Annotated in this window: 26 protein-coding genes; 16 read left to right on the plus strand and 10 right to left on the minus strand. The window is 62.4% G+C overall.

Annotated elements, in window-relative coordinates:
* Positions 1-280: 280 nt before the first annotated feature.
* From sucC to AADA15_RS13950, 9 genes are all read left to right on the plus strand, one after another.
* Positions 281-1474 carry an ADP-forming succinate--CoA ligase subunit beta gene (gene sucC / locus AADA15_RS13910; protein WP_341642155.1) on the plus strand — a complete coding sequence of 398 codons (1194 nt, stop codon included), beginning with the start codon at positions 281-283 and terminating at the stop codon, positions 1472-1474.
* 7 nt (positions 1475-1481) lie between these two features.
* Positions 1482-2003: a hypothetical protein gene (locus AADA15_RS13915; RefSeq protein ID WP_341642156.1), complete on the plus strand. Its 522-nt coding sequence runs from the start codon at positions 1482-1484 to the stop codon at positions 2001-2003.
* Positions 2004-2210: 207 nt separating this feature from the next.
* A complete protein-coding gene (gene sucD, locus AADA15_RS13920; RefSeq protein WP_341642157.1) occupies positions 2211-3098 on the plus strand; it encodes a succinate--CoA ligase subunit alpha in 888 nt (295 codons plus the stop codon).
* A gap of 267 nt (positions 3099-3365) precedes the next feature.
* Positions 3366-6320 (plus strand): 2-oxoglutarate dehydrogenase E1 component, encoded by a 2955-nt coding sequence (locus AADA15_RS13925; RefSeq protein ID WP_341642158.1) that lies wholly within the window; start codon positions 3366-3368, stop codon positions 6318-6320.
* 11 nt (positions 6321-6331) lie between these two features.
* Positions 6332-7858: a 2-oxoglutarate dehydrogenase complex dihydrolipoyllysine-residue succinyltransferase gene (gene odhB / locus AADA15_RS13930; protein ID WP_341642159.1), complete on the plus strand. Its 1527-nt coding sequence runs from the start codon at positions 6332-6334 to the stop codon at positions 7856-7858.
* 58 nt (positions 7859-7916) lie between these two features.
* The gene (locus AADA15_RS13935; protein ID WP_341642160.1) at positions 7917-8276 is read left to right on the plus strand and encodes a hypothetical protein; all 360 of its coding nucleotides are present in this window, start codon (positions 7917-7919) and stop codon (positions 8274-8276) included.
* Positions 8277-8388: 112 nt separating this feature from the next.
* A complete protein-coding gene (locus AADA15_RS13940) occupies positions 8389-8778 on the plus strand; it encodes an MAPEG family protein (protein ID WP_341642161.1) in 390 nt (129 codons plus the stop codon).
* 153 nt (positions 8779-8931) lie between these two features.
* Positions 8932-10326, plus strand: a complete 1395-nt coding sequence (gene lpdA, locus AADA15_RS13945; protein ID WP_341642162.1) for a dihydrolipoyl dehydrogenase — start codon at positions 8932-8934, stop codon at positions 10324-10326.
* Between the two features lie 54 nt (positions 10327-10380).
* Positions 10381-10881, plus strand: a complete 501-nt coding sequence (locus AADA15_RS13950; RefSeq protein ID WP_341642163.1) for a flagellar type III secretion system protein FlhB — start codon at positions 10381-10383, stop codon at positions 10879-10881.
* Between the two features lie 134 nt (positions 10882-11015).
* Here AADA15_RS13950 and AADA15_RS13955 read toward each other — a convergent pair whose 3' ends face one another.
* The 4 genes from AADA15_RS13955 to AADA15_RS13970 are packed head-to-tail and all read right to left on the minus strand — an operon-like array spanning position 11016 to position 13930.
* A complete protein-coding gene (locus AADA15_RS13955) occupies positions 11016-11621 on the minus strand; it encodes a pyridoxamine 5'-phosphate oxidase family protein (protein ID WP_341642164.1) in 606 nt (201 codons plus the stop codon).
* The gene (locus tag AADA15_RS13960) at positions 11599-12348 is read right to left on the minus strand and encodes a lysophospholipid acyltransferase family protein (RefSeq protein WP_341642165.1); all 750 of its coding nucleotides are present in this window, start codon (positions 12346-12348) and stop codon (positions 11599-11601) included. Before AADA15_RS13960 ends, AADA15_RS13955 begins: the two co-directional genes overlap by 23 nt.
* Entirely contained in the window at positions 12345-13256 is a 912-nt protein-coding gene (locus tag AADA15_RS13965; protein WP_341642166.1) for a cell division protein FtsX, read from the minus strand. The genes AADA15_RS13960 and AADA15_RS13965 overlap by 4 nt, the downstream gene beginning before the upstream one ends.
* Positions 13253-13930 carry a cell division ATP-binding protein FtsE gene (locus tag AADA15_RS13970; protein WP_341642167.1) on the minus strand — a complete coding sequence of 226 codons (678 nt, stop codon included), beginning with the start codon at positions 13928-13930 and terminating at the stop codon, positions 13253-13255. The genes AADA15_RS13965 and AADA15_RS13970 overlap by 4 nt, the downstream gene beginning before the upstream one ends.
* A gap of 205 nt (positions 13931-14135) precedes the next feature.
* Here AADA15_RS13970 and AADA15_RS13975 point away from each other — a divergent pair, with 205 nt between their 5' ends.
* Positions 14136-14948 (plus strand): zinc-ribbon domain-containing protein, encoded by an 813-nt coding sequence (locus AADA15_RS13975; RefSeq protein WP_341642168.1) that lies wholly within the window; start codon positions 14136-14138, stop codon positions 14946-14948.
* Positions 14949-14983: 35 nt separating this feature from the next.
* Here AADA15_RS13975 and AADA15_RS13980 read toward each other — a convergent pair whose 3' ends face one another.
* The 3 genes from AADA15_RS13980 to AADA15_RS13990 all read right to left on the minus strand — a co-directional run bounded on the left by AADA15_RS13980 (position 14984) and on the right by AADA15_RS13990 (position 19569).
* Positions 14984-17572: a TIGR02302 family protein gene (locus tag AADA15_RS13980; RefSeq protein WP_341642169.1), complete on the minus strand. Its 2589-nt coding sequence runs from the start codon at positions 17570-17572 to the stop codon at positions 14984-14986.
* A gap of 76 nt (positions 17573-17648) precedes the next feature.
* Positions 17649-18914, minus strand: a complete 1266-nt coding sequence (lysA, locus tag AADA15_RS13985; protein WP_341642170.1) for a diaminopimelate decarboxylase — start codon at positions 18912-18914, stop codon at positions 17649-17651.
* A gap of 67 nt (positions 18915-18981) precedes the next feature.
* On the minus strand, positions 18982-19569 hold the full coding sequence (locus AADA15_RS13990; RefSeq protein ID WP_341642171.1) for a TetR/AcrR family transcriptional regulator: 588 nt from the start codon (positions 19567-19569) through the stop codon (positions 18982-18984).
* A 143-nt stretch (positions 19570-19712) separates the two neighbouring features.
* Between AADA15_RS13990 and AADA15_RS13995 the strand changes: the two genes are divergently transcribed.
* A complete protein-coding gene (locus AADA15_RS13995; protein ID WP_341642172.1) occupies positions 19713-20606 on the plus strand; it encodes an SDR family oxidoreductase in 894 nt (297 codons plus the stop codon).
* On the opposite strand, the gene AADA15_RS14000 is transcribed toward AADA15_RS13995, so the two are convergent.
* The 3 genes from AADA15_RS14000 to argH form a co-directional block, all read right to left on the minus strand.
* Positions 20593-20763, minus strand: a complete 171-nt coding sequence (locus tag AADA15_RS14000) for a hypothetical protein (RefSeq protein WP_341642173.1) — start codon at positions 20761-20763, stop codon at positions 20593-20595. The two genes, AADA15_RS13995 and AADA15_RS14000, sit on opposite strands and share 14 nt — an antisense overlap.
* A 92-nt stretch (positions 20764-20855) precedes the next feature.
* A complete protein-coding gene (locus AADA15_RS14005; RefSeq protein WP_341642174.1) occupies positions 20856-21032 on the minus strand; it encodes a hypothetical protein in 177 nt (58 codons plus the stop codon).
* Between the two features lie 109 nt (positions 21033-21141).
* The gene (argH, locus tag AADA15_RS14010; RefSeq protein ID WP_341642175.1) at positions 21142-22536 is read right to left on the minus strand and encodes an argininosuccinate lyase; all 1395 of its coding nucleotides are present in this window, start codon (positions 22534-22536) and stop codon (positions 21142-21144) included.
* Positions 22537-22556: 20 nt separating this feature from the next.
* Here argH and AADA15_RS14015 point away from each other — a divergent pair, with 20 nt between their 5' ends.
* The 5 genes from AADA15_RS14015 (at position 22557) to AADA15_RS14035 (ending at position 26246) form a co-directional block, all read left to right on the plus strand.
* A complete protein-coding gene (locus AADA15_RS14015; RefSeq protein WP_341642176.1) occupies positions 22557-23120 on the plus strand; it encodes a TlpA disulfide reductase family protein in 564 nt (187 codons plus the stop codon).
* An 81-nt stretch (positions 23121-23201) separates the two neighbouring features.
* Positions 23202-23816: a hypothetical protein gene (locus AADA15_RS14020; protein WP_341642177.1), complete on the plus strand. Its 615-nt coding sequence runs from the start codon at positions 23202-23204 to the stop codon at positions 23814-23816.
* Positions 23817-23911: 95 nt separating this feature from the next.
* Entirely contained in the window at positions 23912-24313 is a 402-nt protein-coding gene (locus AADA15_RS14025; protein WP_341642178.1) for a hypothetical protein, read from the plus strand.
* Positions 24310-25257: a sterol desaturase family protein gene (locus AADA15_RS14030; RefSeq protein WP_341642179.1), complete on the plus strand. Its 948-nt coding sequence runs from the start codon at positions 24310-24312 to the stop codon at positions 25255-25257. Before AADA15_RS14025 ends, AADA15_RS14030 begins: the two co-directional genes overlap by 4 nt.
* Positions 25258-25436: 179 nt before the next feature.
* Entirely contained in the window at positions 25437-26246 is an 810-nt protein-coding gene (locus AADA15_RS14035) for an EAL domain-containing protein (RefSeq protein WP_437343202.1), read from the plus strand.
* Positions 26247-26480: the final 234 nt, after the last annotated feature.

Raw genomic sequence — 26480 nt, forward strand, 5'->3', positions numbered from 1 at the left:
ATAAATCTTGCGCAGACCGAGGGGGCGACATGTTGTCGGCCCCCTTTTTCATTGACAGGCAACCGACACAGGCCGCCATCCCTCAAGTTTGCCGACAAATTTAGCGGTTGCACGAATCACGCAGCCTTTGGGCATTTTTGTGATCACACCCATCAAACGTGTGATCACAAAATCGAAAAATCTTCATCATTTCCCGGACAGCTGTCAAAAAACCCTTTAATCCTTTGGCCTATGACGGCGTTATACCCAAGACAAAATTAGCCAGACGGGACAGTTTCTCATGAACATCCACGAATATCAGGCCAAGGCCCTTTTGCGCAGCTATGGCGCTCCGGTATCGGACGGGCGCGTTGTGCTGAAAGCAGACGAAGCCAAGACCGCCGCAGGGGAGCTTGACGGCCCGCTTTGGGTCGTCAAGGCGCAGATCCACGCGGGCGGCCGCGGCAAAGGGTCCTTCAAGGAAGCCGACGCCGGTGAAAAAGGCGGCGTGCGCCTGACCAAATCGGTGGAAGAAGCCGCCGAGGAAGCCAAGAAGATGCTGGGCCGCACCCTGGTGACCCATCAGACCGGCCCGGCGGGCAAGCAGGTCAACCGCATCTACATCGAAGCCGGCTCCGGCATCGAGACCGAGCTGTACCTCGCCCTTCTGGTGGACCGCCAGACCTCGCGCATCTCCTTTGTCTGCTCCACCGAGGGCGGCATGGACATCGAGGAAGTCGCGGCAGAGACCCCGGAAAAGATCCTGTCCTTCTCGGTCGATCCCGCGACCGGCTATCAGGCTTTCCACGGTCGCCGCATCGCCTTTTCCCTCGGCCTCAAGGGCGCGCAGGTCAAGCAGTGCGTGCAGCTGATGGGCCAGCTCTACAAGGCCTTCGTCGAAAAAGACATGGAGATGCTGGAGATCAACCCGCTGATCATCTCTGACGACGGCAACCTCAAGGTGCTGGACGCCAAGGTCGGTTTCGACGGCAACGCGGTCTACCGCCACCCCGATATCGCCGAGCTGCGCGACACCACCGAGGAAGACCCGAAAGAACTCGAAGCCTCCAAATACGACCTGAACTACATCGCGCTCGACGGTGAGATCGGCTGCATGGTGAACGGCGCGGGTCTGGCGATGGCCACCATGGACATCATCAAACTTTACGGTGCTGAGCCTGCGAACTTCCTTGATGTGGGCGGCGGCGCCACCAAGGAGAAAGTGACCGAGGCCTTCAAGATCATCACCTCTGACCCCAACGTCAAAGGCATCCTGGTGAACATCTTCGGCGGCATCATGCGCTGCGACGTGATCGCCGAGGGCGTGGTCGCCGCGGTAAAGGAAGTCGGCCTCAAGGTTCCGCTGGTCGTGCGTCTGGAAGGCACCAACGTCGAAGCGGGCAAGGAGATCATCAACACCTCCGGCCTGGACGTGATCGCGGCAGACAACCTGTCCGACGGCGCCGAGAAGATCGTGAAAGCGGTTAAGGGGTAATCTGGCTATGAAGGCGGCGCTCATTTCCTTTTTCGTTGCTAGCATAGCGCTCACGGGCTGCGTTGTTCCCGAGGAGACAAATCCTGCTGTTGCCCGTCAGGGACAGCAAGACTTTGTAGAGGCGTTTGCTCTGTTTGATAACGTCTGCCTGCGCGCGGCTCGGGAAGGCGGCCTTTCCAAGGCTCCCTCCCTTGCCGCAGGGCGCGGGTTCGCCAAACGCGATGATGTTTTCTACCGGCAGAACAACAAGGCCTATACTTACTATTCAAAACCTGCCAGTCGGCAAAACCTCTTCATCGGAAAGCGCTCAGGCTCATCCATGAAATGCGGTGTTGAATGGAAAGCTGAAACCAACGTTGTACCCGTTAGCTCTCAGGCATTCTTTCAGAAGATGTTTGAAATTCAGGGCCGGGAGATCGGTTTCTTCACAGGAGCAGACACGAACATCGAATTGGGGGGCGCCACCTACTCCTGGAGCCAAGGTTACAGCGGTCGGGAAAAAAGCCAGGTGATTTACCTCTATGACTAATTGGGAGTTCGCTGGAGCACTCAGACCACAACGGTTTGAAGACAAGGCAGCCGAACGGCCGTCTGTACCTTCCAGCGCAGTCGCTTCCAAGTATACGCCAAATCAATCTGAACAGGGGCCGGCCGGTTCCTTGTCCGAACACATAGAACACGCGGTCCATGGTTCCTGAAAAGGGGCCGACAAACGAACAGCAAGGAGACTCCTCAAATGGCAGTCCTCATCGACGAAAACACCAAGGTCATCTGTCAGGGCTTCACCGGCTCGCAGGGCACCTTTCACTCTGAACAGGCCATCGCCTATGGCACCAAGATGGTCGGCGGCGTGACCCCCGGCAAGGGTGGGCAGACCCACCTCGACCTGCCGGTCTTCAACTCGGTCCACGAGGCCAAGCACGTGACCGAAGCCAACGCCTCCGTCATCTACGTGCCGCCCCCCTTTGCGGCGGATTCGATCTTGGAGGCCATCGACGCCGAGATGGAGCTGATCGTCTGCATCACCGAAGGCATCCCGGTTCTGGACATGATGAAGGTGCAGCGCGCGCTGGAAGGCTCCAAATCGCGCCTCATCGGCCCGAACTGCCCCGGTGTCATCACGCCGGGCGCCTGCAAGATCGGCATCATGCCCGGCCACATTCACAAACGCGGGAGCGTGGGTGTTGTGAGCCGGTCCGGCACCCTTACATATGAGGCCGTGAAACAGACCTCCGATATCGGCCTTGGCCAGTCCTCTGCGGTTGGCATCGGCGGTGACCCCATCAAGGGCACCGAGCATATCGACGTGCTCGACATGTTCCTGGACGATGACGAAACCACCTCGATCATCATGATCGGTGAGATCGGCGGCTCTGCCGAAGAGGAAGCAGCCGCCTTCCTCGCCGAGCAGAAGAAAAAGGGCCGCTGGAAGCCGACCGCAGGCTTCATCGCAGGCCGCACCGCCCCTCCGGGCCGCCGCATGGGCCACGCGGGCGCGATTGTCGCCGGCGGCAAAGGCGGCGCCGAGGACAAGATCGAAGCCATGAAATCGGCCGGTATCGTGGTCGCCGACAGCCCCGCGGGCCTCGGTGAAGCGGTGCTGAAAGCGATCGAGCTGGGCTAAGATGCCTGCGGCTGATCATATCAGCCACGGGCAGCGCCCGACCTTCCCTTGCGGAGGGTCGGGCGCTGCCCCGCGTTTGCGCCGGACAGTGTTTTCCTCACCTTCCCTCACATTCCACCCGGACTGTGTTGCAAAGGCGGCCCCTTGGGTGGCTTTTGCAGCAGAGTCCCGCCCCGGTTTCACCTTTCGGAAACCTCCAAGCGCCAGTCTGCCCCGAATGACCAAAGGTCACGATGTAAACGGTCCGAACCCACAAGAGGCACCCAAATGACCGAACAAAGCCCCAACGATCTCTTCCATGCGTCCTCCTTCATGCAGGGGCACAATGCGGAGTATCTGGAGCAGCTTTACGCCCAGTATGCCAATGACCCCAGCGCGGTGGATGCCGCCTGGGCCGAATTCTTCCGACAGATGGGCGATGCAGACCTTGATGTGAAGGCCGAGGCTGCAGGCCCCTCCTGGGCGCGTGGCGACTGGCCGCCAGCGCCGAATGATGATCTGACCGCCGCCCTGACCGGCGAATGGCCCGCCCCCGTGGAAACCAAGGCCGCCGGCAAGAAGATCGCCGAAAAGGCCGCCAAGGCCGGTGTCGAAGTGTCGGACGAGCAGATCCAGCGCGCGGTTCTGGACTCGGTCCGCGCCCTGATGCTGATCCGTGCCTACCGGATCCGGGGCCATCTGGCCGCCGATCTTGACCCCCTTGGCATGCGTGCGGACACGCCCCATCCCGAGCTCGACCCAAAGACCTACGGCTTTACCGATGCGGACATGGACCGTCCGATCTTCATCGACAACGTGCTGGGGCTGCAGGTTGCGTCGATGCGGCAGATCGTGGACATCGTGAAGCGCACCTACTGCGGCACCTTTGCCCTGCAGTACATGCACATTTCCGACCCCGAACAGTCCTCCTGGCTGAAAGAACGGATCGAAGGCTTTGGCAAGGAGATCCAGTTCACCCGCGAGGGCCGCAAGGCGATCCTGAACAAGATGGTCGAGGCCGAGGGCTTCGAAAAGTTCCTCCATGTCAAATACATGGGCACCAAGCGGTTCGGCCTTGATGGCGGCGAAAGCCTCATTCCCGCGATGGAGCAGATCATCAAGCGTGGCGGCAATCTCGGTGTCGAGGAAATCGTCATCGGCATGCCGCACCGGGGCCGTCTGTCGGTTCTGGCCAACGTGATGCAGAAACCCTATCGCGCCATCTTCAACGAATTCCAGGGCGGCAGCTTCAAGCCCGAGGACGTGGATGGATCGGGCGATGTGAAGTACCACCTCGGCGCCTCCTCGGACCGCGAGTTCGACAACAACACCGTGCACCTCAGCCTGACCGCGAACCCCTCGCACCTTGAGGCGGTGAACCCGGTTGTGCTGGGCAAGGTCCGCGCCAAGCAGGACCAGAAGAACGATCCGTCCCGCACCAAGGTTCTGCCGATCCTGCTGCACGGGGACGCGGCCTTTGCCGGTCAGGGCGTCGTGGCGGAATGTTTCGCCCTCTCGGGTCTGCGCGGTCACAAGACCGGCGGCACCATCCATATCGTGGTGAACAACCAGATCGGCTTCACCACCGCGCCGCATTTCTCGCGCTCCTCGCCCTATCCCACCGACAATGCGCTGGTGGTCGAGGCACCGATCTTCCACGTCAATGGCGACGACCCCGAGGCGGTGGTGCACGCCGCCAAGGTGGCGACCGAGTTCCGCCAGAAGTTCGGCAAGGACGTCGTGATCGACATGTTCTGCTACCGCCGGTTCGGTCACAACGAGGGCGACGAGCCCATGTTCACCAACCCCTTGATGTACAAGACCATCAAGAGCCACAAGACCACGCTCAGCCTTTACACCGAGCGTCTGGTCAAGGACGGTCTGATCCCCGAAGGCGAGATCGAGGACATGAAGGCCGCCTTCCAGGCCCAGCTGAACGAGGAATTCGAGGCCGGCAAGGACTACAAACCCAACAAGGCCGACTGGCTGGACGGGCGCTGGTCGCACCTCGATCGCCAGAAACAGAACAAGTACCAGCGCGGCAAGACAGCCATCGCCCAGGAAACCTTTGACGAGGTTGGCGCGGCCCTGACCCGCCTGCCCGAGGGCTTCCCGGTGCACAAGACCATTGGCCGGTTCCTTGATACCCGTGCCAAGATGTTCGAGACCGGCACCGGCATCGACTGGGCCACGGGTGAGGCGCTGGCATTTGGCTCGCTCCTGACCGAAGGCTACCCGGTGCGTCTGGCCGGTCAGGACAGCACCCGCGGCACCTTCTCGCAGCGCCACTCCGGCATCGTGAACCAGGACACCGAGGAACGCTACTATCCGCTCAACAACATCCGTGCGGGCCAGTCCCAGTACGAGGTGATCGACTCCGCCCTGTCGGAATACGCGGTGCTTGGCTTCGAATACGGCTACTCGCTGGCCGAACCCAATGCGCTGACCCTCTGGGAAGCGCAGTTCGGCGACTTCGCCAACGGCGCGCAGATCATGTTCGACCAGTTCATCTCTTCGGGCGAAAGCAAATGGCTGCGGATGTCGGGCCTTGTCTGCCTCTTGCCGCACGGCTTCGAAGGTCAGGGCCCCGAGCATTCCTCGGCGCGTCTGGAACGCTTCCTGCAGATGTGCGGCCAGGACAACTGGATCGTGGCCAACTGCACGACGCCGGCGAACTACTTCCACATCCTGCGCCGTCAGCTGCACCGCACCTTCCGCAAGCCGCTGATCCTGGTGACCCCGAAATCCCTGCTGCGCCACAAGCTGGCCATAAGCAAGGCCGAGGAATTCACCACCGGGTCGAGCTTCCACCGCGTTCTGTGGGACGATGCGCAGCACGGCAATTCCGACACCAAGCTGGTCGCCGATGACAAGATCAAGCGCGTCGTTCTGTGCTCGGGCAAGGTCTACTATGACCTCCTGGAAGAGCGCGACGCCCGCGGCATTGACGACGTCTACCTGATGCGGATCGAACAGTATTACCCCTTCCCGGCGATTTCGCTGGTCAAGGAGCTGGAGCGGTTCAAGGACGCCGAGGTCGTCTGGTGCCAGGAAGAGCCCAAGAACCAGGGCGCCTGGAGTTTCATCGAGCCAAACATCGAATGGGTGCTGACCCGCATCGGCGCCAAGCATACCCGGCCCACCTATGTCGGCCGCGCCACATCGGCTTCGCCCGCGACGGGCCTGGCCAGCCAACACAAAGCCCAACAAGCCGCGCTTGTGAACGAAGCGCTGAGCATCTGAGGAAGAGACACATGACCACTGAAGTGCGCGTACCCACCCTGGGTGAATCCGTCACCGAAGCCACCGTGGCCACCTGGTTCAAAAAGCCCGGCGATGCGGTTGCCGTGGATGAAATGCTCTGCGAGCTGGAGACCGACAAGGTCACCGTCGAAGTGCCCGCCCCCGCGGCCGGCACCCTGGGCGAAATCGTCGCCGCCGAAGGCGATACCGTGGGCGTCGATGCGCTCCTGGCCACAATCACCGAGGCAGGCGCCGCAGCCGCAGCGACCCCGGCGCCTGCCGCACCCGCTGCCGCGGCTGCGCCCGCAGGTGATGCAGGCGGCTCCACCGATGTGATGGTGCCCACCCTTGGCGAATCCGTGACTGAGGCGACCGTCTCCACATGGTTCAAGAAGGTCGGCGACACCGTCGCGCAGGACGAAATGCTCTGTGAGCTGGAAACCGACAAGGTTTCGGTCGAGGTGCCCGCGCCCGTCGCTGGCGTTCTGGCTGAAATCACCGCGCCCGAAGGCACCACGGTTGATGCCTCGGCGAAACTCGGCGTGATCTCCGGCTCCGGTGCAGCGGTCGCGGCCGAGCCTGCCACCGACACCGGCGCCAGCCAGTACAGCACGCCCCCGGCGGGCAATGGCGGTCCGGGCAAGGACGTCGCCAATGCACCCTCGGCGGAAAAGGCCATGGCCGAAGCCGGGATCTCTGCCGCGAATGTTCAGGGCACCGGCCGCGATGGCCGCATCATGAAGGATGACGTCGCCCGCGCCGTGGCAGCCGCCGCAGCCGCGCCCGCACCGGCCCCTGCCCCGGCCGCCCCGCGTGCGCCGGTCGCTGCTGACGATGCCGCGCGTGAAGAGCGGGTCAAGATGACCCGCCTGCGCCAGACCATCGCCAAGCGCCTGAAAGACAGCCAGAACACCGCTGCCATGCTGACCACCTACAACGAGGTGGACATGACCGAGGTGATGGCCCTGCGCAAACAGTACAAGGACGAGTTCGAAAAGAAGCACGGCGTGCGTCTGGGCTTCATGTCCTTCTTCACCAAGGCCTGCTGCCACGCGCTGAAGGAAGTTCCCGAGGTCAACGCCGAAATCGACGGCACCGACATCGTCTACAAGAACTTCGTGCACATGGGCGTTGCCGCCGGCACGCCGACCGGCCTGGTGGTTCCGATCATCCGCGATGCGGACAGCATGTCCTTTGCCGAGATCGAAAAGGCGATCGCCGAGAAGGGCAAGCGCGCCCGTGACGGCAAGCTGTCGATGGCGGAAATGCAGGGCGGCACCTTCACCATCTCCAACGGTGGTGTCTATGGCTCGCTGATGTCCTCGCCCATCCTGAACCCGCCGCAGTCGGGTATCTTGGGCATGCACAAGATCCAGGACCGCCCGATGGCCATCAACGGTGAGGTGGTGATCCGCCCGATGATGTATCTGGCCCTCAGCTATGACCACCGCATCGTCGACGGCAAAGGCGCCGTGACCTTCCTGGTCCGCGTCAAGGAAGCGCTGGAAGATCCCCGTCGTCTGCTGATGGATCTGTAATAAGAACAGCGGCGCACCCCTATTTGACGGGGTGCGCTTAGCGTTTCGAGGGACAGAGATGAACCTGGCCATCACTGCAGTTCAGTGGATGATCGCGTTGGCAGCGGCCGTGCTATGCGTACAGATGTTTATTGCCGCTGCAGACGGCCCCTCGCTATTGGAACTCATCGCGCTCTTTGCAATCCTAGTTGCGATTCAGATCCTGCCCTTGGTCTTCTTCCTCCACTGCCTCGACAAAGAGATCAAATGGGGCATCTACCTGTTTGCCGTATTCTGCCTCTACGTGTTCGTAAGCACGGTCATGGACGGGTTGACGGTTGAGAACCTGATCCACTTCCCGAGTGCAATCCTGGCCTTTGTGGCGTTCTGCGGGATTTTTCACTGGAAACGTGACCGCAAGATACTGGAGCAGCAATGACGCATCATCCACCAGATAGGGCAGCGCCCGACCCTAGGTGGGTGCGAAAGCGCCCTTCTGGGGGGAGGGTCGGGCGCTGCCCGGCGTTGCCGGGCAATGAAAGAGGCCAAGAATGACCCCTGAACTCACCGCCCTCACAGTCGCCGCGCTGCTGCAGGTTCTGCAGTTCTTCGCCTATTCCATCACGGCCAACCGGCAGGTCGGCCCCAAGGTGGCGATGGGTCCGCGTGACACGCCGGTACAACTGACCGGCATCGCGGGCCGATTGCAACGGGCGCTGAACAATCACTTCGAAGGGCTGATCCTCTTCACCATCGCCTGTGTGGTGGTGACGCTTGGCGGCCAGTCCACGGAATTCACCGCCGCCTGCGGCTGGGTCTATGTGCTGAGCCGGGTGCTGTATGTGCCCGCCTATGCCTTGGGCCTGTCGCCCTGGCGGTCGGTCGTCTGGTCGGTCGGCTTTCTCGCCACCATCCTGATGCTGATCGCGGCGCTGATCTGATGGTCTGCGCCCACCCTCATATCCCCGAACACGGGCCAGGGCCGTGCACAGGCGGTGTACGCCCGGTGCACGGGGGGTGTACGGATGTCACCCCCGGTTTTCGCCCCCTATTTCGCCCCGGCCAAACTCTCATTCTTAACGAAAGGACCTCCCATGGCTTCCTATGACGTGATCATCATCGGCGCAGGCCCCGGCGGCTATGTCAGCGCCATCCGCTGCGCCCAGCTGGGCCTCAAGACCGCCATCGTCGAAGGGCGCGAAACCCTTGGCGGCACCTGCCTGAACGTAGGCTGTATCCCGTCCAAGGCGCTGCTGCACGCGACGCATTCCCTGCACGAGGCAGAGCACAATTTTGCCAAGATGGGCCTCAAGGGCAAAAGCCCCTCCGTCGACTGGGACCAGATGAAGGCGTACAAGGACGAGGTCATCGGCCAGAACACCGGCGGCGTCGAATTCCTGATGAAAAAGAACAAGATCGACTGGCTGAAAGGCTGGGCCTCGATCCCGGCTGCCGGCCAGGTCAAGGTCGGCGACGATGTGCATGAGGCTAAGAATATCGTGATCGCCTCTGGCTCGGTTCCCTCTTCGCTCCCCGGCGTCACCGTGGACAACCAGAAGGGCATCGTGGTGGACAGCACCGGCGCGCTGGAGCTGCCCAAGGTGCCGAAAAAGATGGTCGTCATCGGTGCCGGCGTCATCGGGCTGGAGCTTGGCTCGGTCTATGCGCGCCTTGGCGCCGAAGTGACCGTGGTGGAATACATGGACGCCGTCTGCCCCGGCATGGACAAGGACGTGCAGCGCACTTTCAAACGTATACTTGAAAAACAAGGGCTTAACTTCATCATGGGCGCCGCCGTGCAGGGCGTTGAGACCACCAAGACCAAGGCCAAGGTGACCTACCAGCCCAAGAAAGGCGGCGATGCCGAGGTGCTGGACGCCGATGTGGTGCTGGTCGCCACGGGCCGCAAACCCTACGCCGAGGGGCTGGGCCTGGATGCCTTGGGTGTGAAACTGACCGAGCGCGGCCAGATCGCAACCGACGCGCACTGGGCCACCAACGTCAAAGGCATCTATGCCATCGGTGACGTGATCGAAGGCCCGATGCTGGCCCACAAGGCCGAGGACGAAGGCATGGCCGTGGCCGAGGTGATCGCGGGCAAGCATGGCCACGTGAACTATGGCGTGATCCCTGGCGTCGTCTACACCACGCCCGAGGTTGCCACCGTCGGCGCCACCGAGGACGCGCTCAAGGCCGAGGGCCGCAAGATCAAGGTCGGCAAGTTCAACTTCATGGGCAACGGCCGCGCCAAGGCCGTGCATCAGGGTGAGGGCTTTGTGAAACTGATCGCGGACAAGGAAACCGACCGCATCCTGGGCGCTGCCATCATCGGCCCCGGCGCCGGTGATCTGATCCACGAGGTCTGCGTCGCCATGGAATTCGGCGCCTCTGCCGAGGATCTGGCCCTCACCTGCCACGCGCACCCGACCTATTCCGAAGCGGTCCGCGAAGCGGCCCTTGCCTGCGGCGACGGCGCGATCCACAGCTAAACTCTTTCTTCGCCCCGGTTTTCTTGCCGGGGCGAAACCCATTTTGGATTCGTTTTGAAGCTTCGTATTCTTTTTCCCACTGTGGTCATCGGACTGGCGCTTGGCTATGGTACGGCGTCCGTTCTGTCGCCCCTGCCAAGCCGCACGGAACGGATTGCCACGCTGTTCACGGATATCTGTATCGCCAACCATTTCGGTCGCGATTTTGGCACTCCAAAGGACCATGGTCTGGTAGAGGTCTTGGACGGCTTCCAAAAGGTGTTGTGGATCGACCCCCTATCAGGTGCCTTTCTTCGGCTTGAGACTGCGAAGTGCACAATTGAAACACATGCTCCGCATGCACTTAGCCGCCCAGAGGCCGAAGACGTGCTGACAAGGCTAGAAACCATTGTTCCAAATGCACTGCCCGATCTGCCGGTGGACCCGGATGCGGTCGTCGGAGGAAATAGCGTCTCCAAGGGATGGCTGACTGGGCCGCGCGGCTCCCTTGCGCGCTGGGGCGTGTTCTTTGCGGCCTTTCCGGATAATCCAGACGGGGACAGCAGTTGGCTCTGAATCAGGGCACCGCAGCCCGACAGCTAAGCCACGCTTGTGAGCCTATTCAACCCTCACGCCTGACAGTTCGAGACCAACCCTGTTGAGCATCGAGCCCTAGAGTTTTGTTTCGCGTTGGAACAGAACACATTCCCTCACCACATGGTCTTTGCCGCCCGTGCGCCCCAGGCGTCATCATAGGGTTTGCCGCCCTCCTCGCCATCTGTCTGCTCGGCAAGGATCTCTCCCATGCTGGGCAGGCCCTCGCTTTGATCGCCTGCGGTCCAGGTGCCTGCCCGCATCAGGGCGCGGGCGCATTGAGTGTAGATTTCGTCGATAGCAATCACGGCAACGGTCGCAGGCTGCTTGCCCTGACGGTCAAACCGGGCGCGCAGGGCTTCATCGGCCGTGATCCGGGCCTGCCCATTCACGCGCACCACGTTGTTTGATCCGGGCACGAAAAACATCAGCGATACCCTCGGATCCACCACGATATTGCGAAGTGAATCGATCCGCTGGTTGCCCCGCCAATCGGGCAGAGCGAGGGTGCCGGGATCCAGTTCCAGAACACAGGGGCCATCGTCGCCGCGCGGGCTGGCGTCGGTCCCTTCGGGACCGACAGTGGACAGCACGCACAGGCGCGAGGCCATGATCCACTTGCGATAAAGCGGCGTCATCCGCCGCGCCACTTTTCGTAAAGAAGGCGCTCCCGGTGTCCCGTAAAGCGCCTCAAGATCTTCAAGATTTTCGATGTACTCCATCCGGATCAAACCCCGCTTCGCGCATCAGTGCATCGGATCGCTCTTCGACCCGTTCTTCCAATATCTTCATGAAATCCTGCCGCTTCATACCCGGTTCAATCGGGTCCAGGAATTCAACCACGGCGACGCCCGGACGGCGCATGATCCCCTTGCGCGGCCAGAGGACCCCCACATTGGTGGCCACCGGCACGCAGGTCTGCGCCAGTTGTTCGTACAGAACGCCGGTGCCGACCTTGTATTCCGCCTTGACGCCCGGCGCGACGCGCGTGCCTTGCGAATAGATCACCAACTGCCCCGCTTCCTGCCGACCGGCGTGAACATCTGCCACCATCTTCTGGATCGCGGCGCCACGCTTGCCGCGGTCCACAGCCACGCAGTCCAAGAGCTTGGCGTATTGGCCGATCACCGGGGTGCGCAGGATCTCTTTCTTCATGATGAACTTGGCCGTCGGCAAGGCGGTGAAAATCATCATGATATCCAGGAACGACTGGTGCTTGGCGGCGATCAGCGCCTCACCTTGGGGGGGCGTGCCGCGCACCTCGCAGCGGATGCCGACCATCCAGCGCGCGCTCCAGAACACCCAGCGCGAATAGGTCTTGCAGCAGGTCCGGGCGCCCCGTTTGCTGAAGATCGCCCAGGGCGCAAAGGCAAGGCCGATGATCGGCATCATCAGGTAGATCTGGCCCACAAACAGAAGCGAGCGCAGCCATTGAATTGCATCTTTCACGTAAGATCTCCCAGGCGTTTCTTGGCGGCGCGGGTGGTGGCGACATAGGCGACCAGCGCCCCGAGAAGCGGAATGGCAAGAGGCAAGAGCCAGCCAAAACCCTGAAAACCAAGGCCGGTCAGAAACCCGCCCTCGTCCGAGGCAGCGGGCATCAGCCAGACCCCCAGCATGCCAAATGCCATGCCCACCGCCGCTCCGCTGAGCGCCCGCAGGGTAAAGCGACGAATGAAGGCCTGCGCAATATAACTGTCCTGTGCACCGACAAGACGCAGCACTTCAATCACCTGGGCATTCGCCGCAAGGGCGGCATTGGCGGCAAGGGTGATCATCGCCCCCATGGCGCCTGCGATCAGCAGGATCGACACCACCGCCAGAAGCCGCAGGGAACGCGCAGCATCCACCAGCGGTTCGCGCCAGCGCGTGTGATCGTCCAGCACCGCACCCGGCACCTCGGCCTGAAGGCGCAGGCGCAGGCCGGTGGCGTCATAGCCGGGATCATCTTCGATCACCTCGATCAGCTGGGGCACCGGCAAGGCATCCAGTGGCAGCGCTGCGCCAAACCACGGCGCCAGCAAGGCCGCCTGTTCCTCGGCCGTAAAGGCACGGGCCGAGGCCACCCCCGGCGTCTGCCGCAGGATCTTGAGCGCCGCCTCGGTCTGGGCGGCGCGCTGTTCGGCCGGAGCGTTGATGCGCAGAGTTGCCGCGCGGGCCAGTTCATCCGCCCAGCGATCCGCCAGCCGCCCCGAAGCCAGCGACAAGGCCAGCGCAAAGACCGCCAGAAACGCCATCGCCCCGGCGGCAAAGAGCGTCAGCTGCGCGGTAAACCCGCTCGGCGGCACCACACGGTCGGCCTGCGCATCGCCAATGATCAGGGTCTTGAGCCGTCCGGCAAAGCTGTCGTTGCTCATAGGTCTGCCCCCGCCAGATGCAGCTGCCTGTCCCAGATTCTGAGCACCCGCGCCTGCACCTGGTTCTTGGCGGCGCGAATCAACGACAGGTCATGGGTCGCCACGAGGATGGTCTTGCCCATGCGGTTCAGCTCCACCAAAAGCTGCAGCAGGCGCTGGGACATTTCCCAATCGACGTTGCCGGTCGGCTCGTCCGCGATGATGACCTCAGGCGACAGGATGACCGAACGCGCAAGAGCCGCCCGCTGACGTTCGCCGCCCGACAGTTCAGGCGGCAGCGCGTCAGACCGGTCCGCAAGGCCAACCCAGTTGAGCAGCTCCCGCAGGTTTGCCTCTTCCTGCCCGAGGTCACGCCCCGAAACGGTCAGCGGCAGGGCGATGTTCTCGATCACGGGCAGGTGGTCCAGAAAACGGCAATCCTGATGCACGACGCCAACGCGGCGGCGCAGCAGCGCCATCTGATCCCTGTCCAGCCCCTTGACGTCCATGTTGAAGGCGCGCACCCGCCCAGAAGTCGGTGTCAGGGCTCCGTAGCAAAGCTTCAAAAGCGTGGTCTTGCCAGCGCCCGATGGACCCGTGAGGAAATGGAATGAACCCGGCGCCAGTTTGACCGACACGCCGCTCAGCAGCTCACCGCCACCATAGTTGTAGCCCACATTGTCCAGCTCGATCACGGCGGCCCCCAGCTTCTGCCTGCTCGTTTTGCCCCAGAGCACCGCCAGTTTCAATGGCCCGCAACGCTTTGCCCGCGCCCCTCGGCGTCAGGGACTTTTGCCCCTGTGAATTTGCCCCCTTTCTTGAGGCCCCCGAACTGCCTATGATCATTTGGAAATAACGCCATATGGCCCCCAGAGGGTTTCGGGGCCAAGGAGTCTTTGAATGCGCCTGACATGTCCGAATTGCGCCGCCCAGTACGAAGTGCCGGATGACGTGATTCCGGACGAGGGACGCGATGTTCAGTGTTCCAATTGCGGCACCACATGGTTCGAAGGCGGACATCGTGCCTCCGAAGTTCAGCAGGCACCGGTCCCGGACGCCTTCGCGCAAGATGACGAAGACCATTTGGCGCAAGAGCCTGACCAGGACGCGGATCAGTCGCACAGCGTGGATGAAAGCGCGGCTCCGGAACCAGAGCCTGAGGTATCCGCGCGCCCGCAGCGGGGACTGGACCCGGCCCTGTCCGATATTTTGCGCGAAGAAGCAGAACGTGAGGCCAGTTTGCGCGCCGCGGCGGCTGCCTCCTCCAGCGGTCTGGAAAGCCAGCCAAACCTCGGCCTTGATGATCTGCCGGAAAGCGACAGCGCCCTGCGCGCCCGTCAGGCCAAGGACCGCATGGCCCGGCTTCATGGGCAGGATCCCCGTCAGCTTGCAGCCGAGGAAAGCGGGCAACGGCGCGATATCCTGCCCGACATCGAAGAGATCAACTCCACTCTGCGCGCAGGCGATACGGCTGCGGCGGCCCAGCCCACAGTCCAAGTGGCCGAGGCGCCCCGCAAAAGCGGGTTTGCTCGCGGGTTTGCACTGACCATCCTGCTCTTCCTGCTGCTGCTGATGGTCTATACCAACGCAGGCCAGATCGCGGAATCGATGCCTCAGGCGGATCCCTATCTCAGCGCCTTTGTCACCTGGGTTGATCAGGCGCGCATCTGGCTGGATGCACAGGTCAAGGCTCTGCAAGCGCCCCAGCTCTGAGGCGGCGCGCAAGCCAATCGATTTCGCTTTGCGGCCTAGAAGCGGTCGAACAGGCGCTGAAGGTAGCCGCGCTCTTCCTCGCTGCGGCTTCGATCCTCTGACCGTCGACGGATTTCTTCCAACAGTTGCCACGCGCGCCCATGGGCCGAGCCTTGATCCGGGACGGATCCGGTCCGCCCCTCATCGATGCCCGTGCTGCGCCCAAGCGGGTCGATACCGCTCGCCGAGGCGTTCGGCTGTGCTTCGCCCTGCCCCTGGTTCTGGCCCGGCTGCTGGCGCTGCGCCATGGCCTCACCAAGGGAACGCATACCTTCGCGAAGCGCCTCCATCGCGTTCGACTGCTGGTCGATCGCCTCGGCCAGATCGCCCTGACGCAGGGCTTCTTCGGCACCTTCCATGGCGCGACCCGCCCGGTCCAGCGCATCGCGGGCATCGCGCCCTTCTTCGCCCCCAAAGGGTAAGCCATTCTGCTGACGCTCAAGCTCATCGCGCAGGGCCTGCTGACGATCGGCCAAGCTCTGTCCGTCCTCTCCCTGCTGGGTGCCGCCCTGCCCCTGGCCAGAGGGATCACCCGCCTGTCCGGAGCCACCAGAGCCTTCGTGGCTTTGGCCACGGCCCTGACCGCCGTTACGTCCCTCGTTGCCCTGGCTTTCTCCGCGCTGAGCGTCGCCGTTGAATTGCTCCTGCAGATCGCGGAAGGCCTGATCCGACAGGCCCTGCTGTTCGCGCAAGGTTTCTGCGAGGCCCTCCATCGCCTCGCGGCCTTCGCCTCCACCGCCCTGCCCCTGCTGGCCCTGGGCCATGCGCATGTTTTCCATCATCTGCTGGAATTCGCGCAGGGCCTGTTCGGCCTCGGCCATGCGCCCCTGTTCCATCAGCTCCTGAATACGATCCATCATCGCCTGCAGATCGTCCTGGTTGAGCTGTATCGTGTTTTCGGACATCTCGCCCGACTCGCCCATTTCGCCATCCTGCTGGGCCTGCCGCTGCAACTGGCGCAGGTAATCATCCGTAGCCTCGCGCAGCTCCTGCATGAGACGGGCGATTTCCTGATCACTTGCCCCTTCGCGCATCGCCTGGCTGAGGCGCTCCTGGGCGCGGCGCATGCGCTCAAGAGCGTCGCCGACATCGCCTTCTTCAAGTGTCACGGCCAGATCCCACAGGGCGGCAGCGATCTCCTCCTGCTGGGGCGGTGTCAGGCCTGCCGCCACATAGCTTTCGAGCTGCCGCAGAATGCCGCGCAGGCGCAGATAGCTGCCCGCATCGCGGAACACCTCGTCCGGGCGGTGCGACAGGGCGCGCAGGATCTGCGCAACGCGCATGCCATTCGCGCGCGCCCACAACAGATCGCGGCGCTGTTCGGCCACGGAGGCGGCCAGCGGATCAAAGAAGCGCCGCGCCGTCAGAGACCCGCCAAAGGGAGCGGCACTACCACTTTGGGCTGCCGCGTCACGTGCAGTGAAGGTAAAGATCACCGGCATGTTGGCCCAGGGGTGCTGGGCAAAGTCCTCGATCAGGTTTTCGGTGAAGTCCTGTCGGCTGCCCGTCAACGGCAGGGGCAGGTCAAGGACGATATCCTCGCGCGGGTCGGGATCGATGCTCAGGCCATGCTGGCGTTCAAGGGCCAGAAGGTCGAGAGAAATGCGAACGCTACCGCCGGTGACGCCATAGTCGTCCTGCGCCGCGAAAGGCAGCGACAAGGCACCGTCAGATCCCATCTCGGGCGTGCCTGCCACGGAAATTGCAGGCGGTGCGTCAGGCGCAAGGGTCACGTCCCAGCTGCGTCCCCCCTGCCCTTCGATGGCAAGCCTGCCCCCCTTGGCAACATCGAACTCCTGCTCGGGGTCGGTGGCCGGGGGCACGTCTCCGGTTCGGGACGACAGGGCCTCATCCAGGCTCAGCGCGCCAATCTCTCCATAAAACCGCAGGGTGATCCGGCTGCCCTCGGGGAGGGTCAGATCGCCTTCGGGCTGGTCGTTGAGATAGAGAACCGGAAGGCCGGTGTAACGCGGCGGCGCGATCCAGCCCTCCCATGTGGGCCCGCTCATGGCAGAGGCCGCGCCGGGGGTCATGCCCGAAAGGCTCCCCACCCGCCACAGAGAGCCAAAGACCAGCGCCACGACCAGCGCCAGCAACGCCATATAGCGCAGGGCGAAAGGATCTGCCGCGGCAATCCTGAGGTTCGGCGCCGGAGCGCGGGCCTCAGCCGCGGCGCGGGCCATCCGCCGCTGATGGGCCTGCCACAGGGCGATCGAGGCCGGATCCGACGCACCGATCGCCTGCGCGTCCAGCAAAGCGCTGACCGGCCGCCCCGGCAATGTCGCGTCCAGGCGGATCAGGGCGTCAGCCTGGCTGGGCCAGGAAATCCGCCGCAGGCCCCAGACCAGAGCGGCCCCCAGCCCCAGCACGCTGATGACTGCGCCGAACCAGACCAGTTCGACGGGAAGTGCATCCTGCAGGCCCAGCATCACAGCGGCCAGCACCGCCATCAGGACCGAGGCCGCGGGCCAGAAGGCGCGCAGCAGCTGCTCGGCCACCAACCCTGCACGGGTCAGCCGCAGCGGCCAGCGCAGGGGCCTCAGGCGTGGATCAGAGTTTGCGAATGCAGAATCACGTGCGGCCATACAGGCAATGCCTCATTCTCACCCATGCGGGCGCGGTTGCGGGGCAGCCCCAACCGCGCAAAACCCGCAGCAGCGATCAGAGCCATTCTGGAATGGTATCGCGGTTTATCATTTCGTCAAAGGACGGACGTCGGCGGATAACCGCGAATTGATCCCCATGCACCAGAACCTCGGGGATCAAGGGGCGCGAGTTGTACTCGCTCGCCATCACCGCACCATAGGCCCCCGCGCTGCGAAAGGCGATCAGATCCCCGGCCCGCAGGGGCGGCATTTCGCGCTGCTTGGCGAAGGTGTCGCCCGTCTCACAGACCGGTCCAACGATGTCATAGGGCTGGCTTTCGATGCCGGGTTCAGGCTCGATAACCGGCACGATATCATGGTGCGCCTCGTACATGGCCGGGCGGATGAGATCGTTCATGGCGCCGTCCACGATGAGGAAATCACGGCCCTCGCCGGATTTGACGTAGATGACCTTGCTGACCATCAGCCCCGCGTTGCCCGCGATCAGGCGGCCCGGCTCAATCTCGATCTCGCAGCCCAGATGGCCAAGGGTGCGCTTGATGAGCGCGCCGTAATCCATCGGCAGGGGCGGTGCCTCGTTCGAGCGGGTGTAGGGAATGCCCAAGCCCCCACCCAGATCCAGACGGCGAATGTCATGGCCTTCGGCGCGTAGGGTCTCGGTCAGTTCGGCAACCTTGCGGTAGGCCGCCTCGAAGGGGGCAAGTTCGGTCAGCTGCGAGCCGATGTGAACGTCAATTCCGACCACTTCCAGCCCAGGCAGGCTGGCGGCATGGGCGTAGACCTCGCTCGCGCGTGAAATCGGAATGCCGAACTTGTTCTCGGACTTTCCAGTGGCGATCTTGGCGTGTGTCTTGGCGTCCACATCCGGGTTGATGCGGATGGTGATGGGCGCGCGGGTGCCCAGCTCAAGCGCGACGGCGTTGATCACCTCCATCTCGGGCTCGGATTCCACGTTGAATTGGCGGATGCCGCCGGACAGGGCGCAGCGGATCTCATCCGCCGTCTTGCCCACCCCGGAAAAGACGATGCGATCGCCCGGCACACCAGCGGCCTTGGCGCGCAGGTATTCGCCCTGGCTGACCACATCCATGCCCGCCCCTGCCTGCGCCAGCGTCTTGAGGATGGCCTGGTTGCTGGCCGCCTTCATTGCGTAGCAGACCAGATGATCCGTGCCCTCCAGCGCCTCGTCGAACAGGCGGAAGTGCCGCAGCAGCGTGGCCGTGGAATAGACATAGAACGGCGTGCCCACGGCGGCTGCAATTTCAGCCACCGGTACGTCCTCAGCGCAGAGCGCGCCATCGCGATAGAGAAAATGATCCATGCTTTGGCGCTTAGACCAAAAGAGGGCGGCGGATCAATGGAATTGTCATCGAAAGAACGCCACAGGCCTATCCCTTGAGCCCGGATGCAATCAGCCTCAGCGCCGCCTCGCGTCGCGCCACGGCGAGGGGGTCTTCGGGGGGAAAAAACGTCAGGTGCAGGAACAGGCCATCGAGCATGGCAATGACGGCCCGCGCCAAGGCCTTGGGCTCACTGTCGCTGCGGATCTGCCCAGAGGCCGCCAGATCCTCAAAATGCTGCGCCCAGTGTCCCGCAAGCCAGTCGAAAAAGCCGCCTACGACCTGCACGCCGCGCGGATCGTTAAAACCGGGGCCGAGGACCTCGAAGATCAGGGAAGTCATCGCGCGCTGCTCAACGCTGACGATCCTGCGCAACAGGGACAGACAGTCCTCAAGGCCTTGCGGCGCAGGCAGGCCCTCGATTTCGGCCCGGATCCGATCGAGGTAAGACTGCACCAGAGCCAGGATCACCTCGTCCTTACCGGTGAAATACAGATACAAAGTCCCCTTTGCCACACCGGCAGCCCGTGCGACATCCACCATCCTGGTCGCGTGATAGCCCGTCTGCGTGAAACACCCCATGGCCGCGTCCAGGATCTGAACACGCATCTTCGGTTTGTCGACGATCTTGGGCATGTCCGATCCCTTCGCTCCAAATTGCGCCATTTGCATGGCGGGGTTGCGCGACCAGGGCATGCAAATGACTTGCGGGTCAGCAACTCGCTTCCTAAATAGCCTCAATCAAAATTGATCAATTGGTCAAAAATGGATTTAACTGAATGGCACAGGATATCAAGACGGCATTTGTGGCCGGCGCGACCGGCTATCTTGGTCGCCGGATCGTCTCCCAGCTCGCGGCACGCGGCTATGACGTCAAGGCACTGGTCCGGGGCGGATCGGACCCCTCGGGGTTTCCCGATGGCGTGCAGCAGGTGCAGGCGGAAGCCACTGATCCGAAGTCCCTGACTGGAATCATGGAGGGTGTGGATCTGGTCATCTCGGCCCTGGGGCTGACACGGCAACCGGACCGACTGAGCTATATGGATGTGGACTATCAGGCCAACCTCAACCTGCTGCGGGAAGCGGTCAACGCAGGAGTTGACCAGTTTGCTTATGTGCACGTTCTGACGCGCGGCGCCCCGGCTTCGGACCTCGTTGCCGCCAAGGCACGATTTGTAGCAACGCTGCAGACGGCCCCGCTCAGGACCTGTGTGATCCGTCCCAACGGGTTCTTTGCCGATATGGAAGAGGTCCTTGCAATGGCCAAACGCGGCCGGGTCTGGCTGATCGGAGATGGGTCGGCGCGCATCAATCCCATTGATGGCTGCGATCTGGCAAAGGTCACGCTGGACAGCATCGAGGCCGGAGCAGAGGACGTGGAGATTGGCGGCCCTCAAATCCTGAGCCTGGATCAGATTGCGGACCTTGCATTCATGGCCCTCAACCGCTCCCCGCGGATCACGCATCTCCCCAATTGGATGGGGCAGGCCGCTCTTGGGGTTTTGAAACGCCTTGCCCCGCGTCACATCTGGGGACCGTTCGAATTCTTCCTGACCTCGTGCCAGCAGGATGCCATCGGACCCTGCCACGGAGACCGGCTGCTGAGCAATCACTTCAAGGCGTTGTGTTCCGGGACAAGCCCAACCGGCCTTGCGACCGTCAGCCCCCGATAGACACCCCGGCCCGCGCGGTGCCGGAAACCGTCACCCCTGTGGACGTCGTGGTGGTGCGTGTCGGATCGGGTTTCGGGACGTATCCCTGAGGCTCACAGGCCGAAACCACGCAGACCGACAGCACCAGGACAATCTGCTTTGTTTTCATTGAGGCCATGAAAGACTACCTTTTTGCGGTGACGGTGGGATAGCGACCCGCCGGGATCGATCAGGGGGCGCGTTGGGATCAGATGGCACCTGACCGCTGCACTAGAACCCCAGCAGCAGATTGAACGGGCCCTTTTGAACGCCCACGCTTCCACCCGCGTGAACGCCGCTACTCGAAACCGAAACCCCTGCGTTCAGCGCCGGACGCACAGGCTCACCATCGACGCCACAGGCCGCAAGCGTAGTGACCGCAAGAAGACTGAGAAGAAGCAGGCGCATCAGGTTTGTTCCTCTGACTGTCGGGAGGTGGCTCGATTATGGGCGGGGCGCACGGCAATCACAAGCGCCCCATCCAAATGGCTCTGGCAGAAACCCGCCGGTGGCCGCTCTATCCTGCCAACAGCTCTTTCCAGCGGGCGACCTGTGCACGCACCTGTGCAGGCGCGGTGCCACCATAGGACATGCGCGAATTGACCGAGTTCTCGACCCCAAGCACCGTGAAGATATCCTCGGTGATCCCGGCATGAACCCCCTGCATGTCCTCAAGGCTGAGGTCCGGCAGATCACAGCCGCGCCCTTCGGCCATGGCAACGAGGGTGCCTGTCACATGGTGCGCATCGCGGAAGGGCACCTTCAGCACCCGCACCAGCCAGTCGGCAAGATCGGTGGCGGTGGAAAAACCGGACCCCGCAGCGGCGGCCAGCGAGTCGCGGTTGGCGGTCATGTCCTTCACCATGCCCTCCATCGCGGCCAAGGCCAGCATCCAGTTATCAGCGGCGTCAAAGACCTGCTCCTTGTCTTCCTGCATGTCCTTGGAATAGGCCAGCGGCAGGCCCTTCATCACCATCATCAGCGCGGTGTTGGCGCCATAGATGCGGCCCACCTTGGCGCGGATCAGCTCAGCCGCATCGGGGTTCTTCTTCTGCGGCATGATGGACGAGCCGGTCGAGAAACGATCCGACAGTGTCACGAACCGGAACTGCGCCGAGGACCAGATCACCAGCTCTTCGGCAAAGCGGGACAGGTGCACCGCACAGATCGAGGCGACACTGAGGAATTCGAGCGCGAAATCACGGTCCGAAACCGCATCGAGCGAGTTTGCCGCCGGACGGTCAAAGCCCAGCGCCTGTGCCGTCATCTCGCGGTCGATGGGGAAGGATGTGCCCGCCAGCGCCGCCGCGCCAAGGGGGCTTTCGTTCATCCGCGCGCGGGCGTCGCGCACGCGGGACAAATCGCGGCCGAACATCTCCACATAGGCCATCATATGATGGCCCCAGGTGACGGGCTGTGCGGTCTGAAGGTGGGTGAAACCGGGCATCACCCAGTCGGCGCCCGCCTCGGCCTGCGCCAGAAGTGCGCGGATCAGCGCCAGAAGGCCGCTTTCGGCGGCATCGAACTGATCGCGCACCCAGAGTTTGAAATCGGTCGCCACCTGATCGTTGCGCGACCGGCCCGTGTGCAGACGGCCGGCAGGCTCTCCGATGATCTCTTTCAGGCGGGCCTCCACGTTCATGTGGATGTCTTCCAGCGCGGTGGAGAACTGGAAGCTGCCGCTTTCGATCTCTGACAAGACCGTGAGCAGACCTTCCCGAATGGCCTCGGCGTCGTTATCCGTAATAACGCCTGTTGCGGCCAGCATCGCCGCATGGGCCCTTGAGCCCGCGATGTCCTGGGCCGCCATACGCTTGTCAAACCCGATCGAGGCATTAATTGCCTCCATGATCGCGTCAGGGCCAGCGGCAAAGCGGCCGCCCCACATCTGGTTTGAGGATTGATCTGTCATGGCTGAACCCCGGAGATAACATGCGTCTGTTTCGTCACCTCACCCTTTATATGGCCCTGAGCTTGGGTGCAAATGCCGCCTTGGCCGCAGATGTCGCAACGCTGGAAGGCCTGCGTGCGGACAGCCTGAAACGACTGGTCGTGCATAGCGAACCACGGCCCGTGTCGGACGCCGAATTCTTCCTTGAGGATGACAGCGGCACCGCGACACTCGCCGACTACAAAGGAAAGATCGTCCTCTTGAACTTCTGGGCCACCTGGTGCGCGCCCTGCCGCAAGGAAATGCCACAGATCGCCGAGCTGCAGGAGGAATTCGGCGGTGAAGATTTCGAGGTGCTGACCATCGCCACCGGACGCAACACGCCAGCGGGCATCGTGAAGTTCTTTGAAGAAAACGGCATCACCAACCTGCCCCGCCACACCGACCCCAAACAGGCGCTGGCCCGCACCATGGCGGTGATCGGCCTGCCCATCACCGTGCTGATCAACCGCGACGGGCAAGAGGTTGCGCGCCTCCTTGGGGACGCAGTATGGAACAGCGACAGCGCCAAGGCAATTGTTGCCGCGATGATCGAAGGAGAGTAGCCTCCGGTTGAATTCCCGGCAGGGGGCAACGTATTCCCCTTGCCGTCATCCGGAGGAAGACCCATTTTCAAGAAAACACTTTTGGCCCTGGCGGCTGTGGCCACGATCAGCCCAGCAGCAATCGCCGGGGAACTGCGCCTTGTCGACGGCCCCGCTGTCCTGACCCTCCACAGCAGAGCCAAGCTGAGTCCTGACGCTGAAACCGCCCTCAGAACGCTTGCAGAAAGTAACTTCTATGGCGCTTTTGTCGTTTCCAGAGATGGTCAAGGCTATGCCTACAACCAAGGCATCAATAGCCTCAAGGCTGCCCGAGACCTCGCGCTGATGAGCTGCCGGAGTGCCGGTAATTCCGGTTGCAAGATCTATGCAACGCTGGCCCCCAAAGACTACTCCCCATCACGACGTGATGTCACTCTGTCGGCTCGAAACCTCGATTACTTCAACGCAACCTATAGAACACGAGCGGCAGCTGGTGGGTATTCCGCTTTTGCCATCAACGGACTTGGCAGTGCCGGCTACGCAGCAAACTACAAGACAGCAGAGGAAGCAGAACAACGTGCTATCGGCGAGTGCGGAATAGCAACCGCCAAGCTGTTCAACAAGCCGGGCATTCCACTGACACCGGCGCAAATCATGAGGTCCGCCAAATGGAAGTGCCGGATCGTGCACCAGATCAGTCCATCTCATACTGATTGACCTTCGGGTTTCTGCATATCTTGCGTGCGCCTTCCCCCACGCAACCTTTGACAGCCCCCTGCTGACAGCTTCATTCTGCCCACAGGGAGGACGACATGCCACTGGAACTGCTGCTGATCATGGTTGTCGGCGGGGTCAGCCTCGTTGCGCTGATCTTGCATATGACCGGCCGCTCGGCTCAAACCGTTCTGTCAGCCGAGGATGCACGCGCGGCCTGGCATCGCCATTTCCCCGATGACGAAGTGCGTCAGGTGATGGTCTCGGAAGATCACCACGCGGCACTCGTGCAGACGAGTGAGGCAACAGGTGTTCTTTGGTCCTTTGGCGCCGATACAGTCGCCCGCCACCTCATCGATTTCGACGTGATGGAAACCGAACACGGCCTGCGCCTTGAGTTTCACGATTTCGGCACGCCCGGCGTTTCCCTCGCCCTCGCGCCCGGCGAGCGCACGCGCTGGCAACAGCTGATGACATCCCCTGACGGAGCCCTGCCATGAGTGATACGATCACCTATCCCGACGTGACCCAATATGCGGTGCCCTTCTTCATCGCTGCGATCCTGGCCGAATTCCTGTGGATCGCCATCAAGGGGCGCGGCGGGCGGTACGAGACCCGCGATGCGCTCACCTCGCTGATCATGGGCGCGGGCAGCGTCGCCTCGGGGCTGATCCTGGGGTTCATCGCCTGGGGATTCTTCATGCTTCTGTGGCGGGTCACCCCGCTGGACATGGGCACATCGATCTGGGCCATCGTCGCCTGCTTCGTGCTGGACGATCTGCGCTACTATTGGGTGCATCGCTTCGGCCACCGGGTGCGCTGGGTCTGGGCTTCCCACGTGAACCACCACTCCAGCCAGCATTACAACCTGACCACCGCGCTGCGGCAGACCTGGACCGGCACCTTCACCTTCATGATGGTGGTCCGCGCGCCGCTGGTGCTGATGGGCTTTCACCCGGCGCTGGTGCTGTTCGTGGGTGGCATCAACCTTGTCTACCAGTTCTGGATCCATACCGAGGCCATCGGCAAGATGCCCCGCTGGTTCGAGGCGGTGATGAACACCCCCAGCCACCACCGCGCGCACCACGGGCGCAACCCTCGCTATCTGGATTGCAACTATGCGGGCGTTTTCATCATCTGGGACAGGATGTTCGGCACCTTCGTGCCCGAACAGGAGAATGACCGCGTGGATTATGGCCTTGTTCACAACATTGGCAGCTTCAACCCGCTGCGCGTTGCGTTCCACGAATGGGTCGGCATCTTTCGCGACATGACCCAGCCGGGCCTCACCTTGAAGCAGCGTCTCCTCTATGCCGTTGCCCCGCCCGGCTACAGCCACGATGGCAGCCGCGACACCAGCGAAGAGATCAAGGCAAAACACCTGGCCCGCAACCCCAAGGACAGGGGTACGCCGGGGTTTGAGGCGTCGGCAGATGCATCCTGACCCAAAACGCGGGATCCGGTCGATATGGATCACGCTGCGGAAAAATCGGTAAAATTGCAGCTTTAAACCTCGCTTCACCCTTTTGCCCGAAAGTGCAATCCGAAGCATAGTTTACCTGCAGGCACGCAGGGCAAGCCGGGGGAATCACGGTGAACAAAAGACGCTGGAAGAAGGCGGACATGCCGGAAGGCGCAGAAAGCCCGCTGAATGCGGCCGTTGTGTCGCGTGACCGCTCGACCCTCGACATGGTTGCAGAGGCCGTGAAACACGACCAGACCATGCTGGCCTTTCAGCCGGTCATGCAGGCCATGCCGCCCCATCAAACTGCATTCTACGAAGGCTACATCCGGGTTCTTGATCCCACGGGCCGGGTCATTCCTGCGCGCAACTTCATGCATGTGGTTGAAGAAACCGAGATCGGTCGCGCCCTTGATTGCCTTGCCTTGCAGCATGGTCTCAAAGCGCTTGCCAAATCCCCCCAGATCCGCCTGTCGGTGAACATGTCGGCCCGCTCCATCGGATATGGCCGCTGGATGGATGTGCTGAATCGCTTCCTGAAAAAGGATGCAACGATCGGAGAACGTCTGATTCTGGAAATCTCCGAAGCCTCGGCCATGGCCACACCGGAGCTGGTCATAGACTTCATGCAGCGGATGCAAAGGCATGGCATTGCCTTTGCGCTCGACAATTTTGGCGCGGGCACGACGGCCATCGGCCATTTCCGCAACTTCTTTTTTGACGCGGTCAAGATCGACGGTCAGTTCATCCGCGGCATCAGCGAAAACGCCGATAACCAGGCCGTCACCTGCGCGCTGGTCGGTATCGCCAAACAGTTCGATATGCTGGTTGTGGCCGAGTCGGTGGAAACCGAAGCCGATGCGCAGTTCCTCGTCTCCATCGGGGTGGACTGCATGCAGGGCTTCCTGTTCGGTGCCCCCACGGTCAGCCCACCCTGGCTGGAAGAGATGAAGGAACGCAGCCGCGCCTGACGCGCCCTCTACAAAACAGCACTCAGATGGGTCCACACCTCAAAGCCACCACATCCGGTGGCTTTTTGCATCTCTGGCGGTTGACTTCTTCTCAACCCCTGAGACACCCTGTCGATTGCTGCAGGTGCAGCAATACGCTATGCCTGCCCGGGACTAAGGGAGGGAAGGTCGCCATCGCGGTGTTTTGATTTCACCATCATCCGCGCTGGTGAGACTGTCCCACGTACATTTGTT

Source organism: Phycobacter sedimenti, from assembly GCF_038148855.1.
In the GTDB taxonomy this organism is placed as follows: Bacteria; Pseudomonadota; Alphaproteobacteria; order Rhodobacterales; family Rhodobacteraceae; genus Phycobacter; species Phycobacter sedimenti.

Coding starts and splice junctions, on each gene's coding strand:
- AADA15_RS13990 (WP_341642171.1), bottom strand. CDS start 19,569: ATGCCCAAGATCGTCGACAAACCGAAGATGCGTGTTCAGATCCTGGAC.
- odhB (WP_341642159.1), top strand. CDS start 6,332: ATGACCACTGAAGTGCGCGTACCCACCCTGGGTGAATCCGTCACCGAA.
- AADA15_RS13965 (WP_341642166.1), bottom strand. CDS start 13,256: ATGAGCAACGACAGCTTTGCCGGACGGCTCAAGACCCTGATCATTGGC.
- AADA15_RS13975 (WP_341642168.1), top strand. CDS start 14,136: ATGCGCCTGACATGTCCGAATTGCGCCGCCCAGTACGAAGTGCCGGAT.
- AADA15_RS14005 (WP_341642174.1), bottom strand. CDS start 21,032: ATGCGCCTGCTTCTTCTCAGTCTTCTTGCGGTCACTACGCTTGCGGCC.
- AADA15_RS14015 (WP_341642176.1), top strand. CDS start 22,557: ATGCGTCTGTTTCGTCACCTCACCCTTTATATGGCCCTGAGCTTGGGT.
- AADA15_RS14025 (WP_341642178.1), top strand. CDS start 23,912: ATGCCACTGGAACTGCTGCTGATCATGGTTGTCGGCGGGGTCAGCCTC.
- AADA15_RS13980 (WP_341642169.1), bottom strand. CDS start 17,572: ATGGCCGCACGTGATTCTGCATTCGCAAACTCTGATCCACGCCTGAGG.
- AADA15_RS13925 (WP_341642158.1), top strand. CDS start 3,366: ATGACCGAACAAAGCCCCAACGATCTCTTCCATGCGTCCTCCTTCATG.
- AADA15_RS13995 (WP_341642172.1), top strand. CDS start 19,713: ATGGCACAGGATATCAAGACGGCATTTGTGGCCGGCGCGACCGGCTAT.
- AADA15_RS13935 (WP_341642160.1), top strand. CDS start 7,917: ATGAACCTGGCCATCACTGCAGTTCAGTGGATGATCGCGTTGGCAGCG.
- lpdA (WP_341642162.1), top strand. CDS start 8,932: ATGGCTTCCTATGACGTGATCATCATCGGCGCAGGCCCCGGCGGCTAT.
- AADA15_RS13955 (WP_341642164.1), bottom strand. CDS start 11,621: ATGGAGTACATCGAAAATCTTGAAGATCTTGAGGCGCTTTACGGGACA.
- lysA (WP_341642170.1), bottom strand. CDS start 18,914: ATGGATCATTTTCTCTATCGCGATGGCGCGCTCTGCGCTGAGGACGTA.
- AADA15_RS13940 (WP_341642161.1), top strand. CDS start 8,389: ATGACCCCTGAACTCACCGCCCTCACAGTCGCCGCGCTGCTGCAGGTT.
- sucD (WP_341642157.1), top strand. CDS start 2,211: ATGGCAGTCCTCATCGACGAAAACACCAAGGTCATCTGTCAGGGCTTC.
- AADA15_RS13915 (WP_341642156.1), top strand. CDS start 1,482: ATGAAGGCGGCGCTCATTTCCTTTTTCGTTGCTAGCATAGCGCTCACG.
- argH (WP_341642175.1), bottom strand. CDS start 22,536: ATGACAGATCAATCCTCAAACCAGATGTGGGGCGGCCGCTTTGCCGCT.
- sucC (WP_341642155.1), top strand. CDS start 281: ATGAACATCCACGAATATCAGGCCAAGGCCCTTTTGCGCAGCTATGGC.
- AADA15_RS14035 (WP_437343202.1), top strand. CDS start 25,437: ATGCCGGAAGGCGCAGAAAGCCCGCTGAATGCGGCCGTTGTGTCGCGT.
- AADA15_RS14000 (WP_341642173.1), bottom strand. CDS start 20,763: ATGGCCTCAATGAAAACAAAGCAGATTGTCCTGGTGCTGTCGGTCTGC.
- AADA15_RS14030 (WP_341642179.1), top strand. CDS start 24,310: ATGAGTGATACGATCACCTATCCCGACGTGACCCAATATGCGGTGCCC.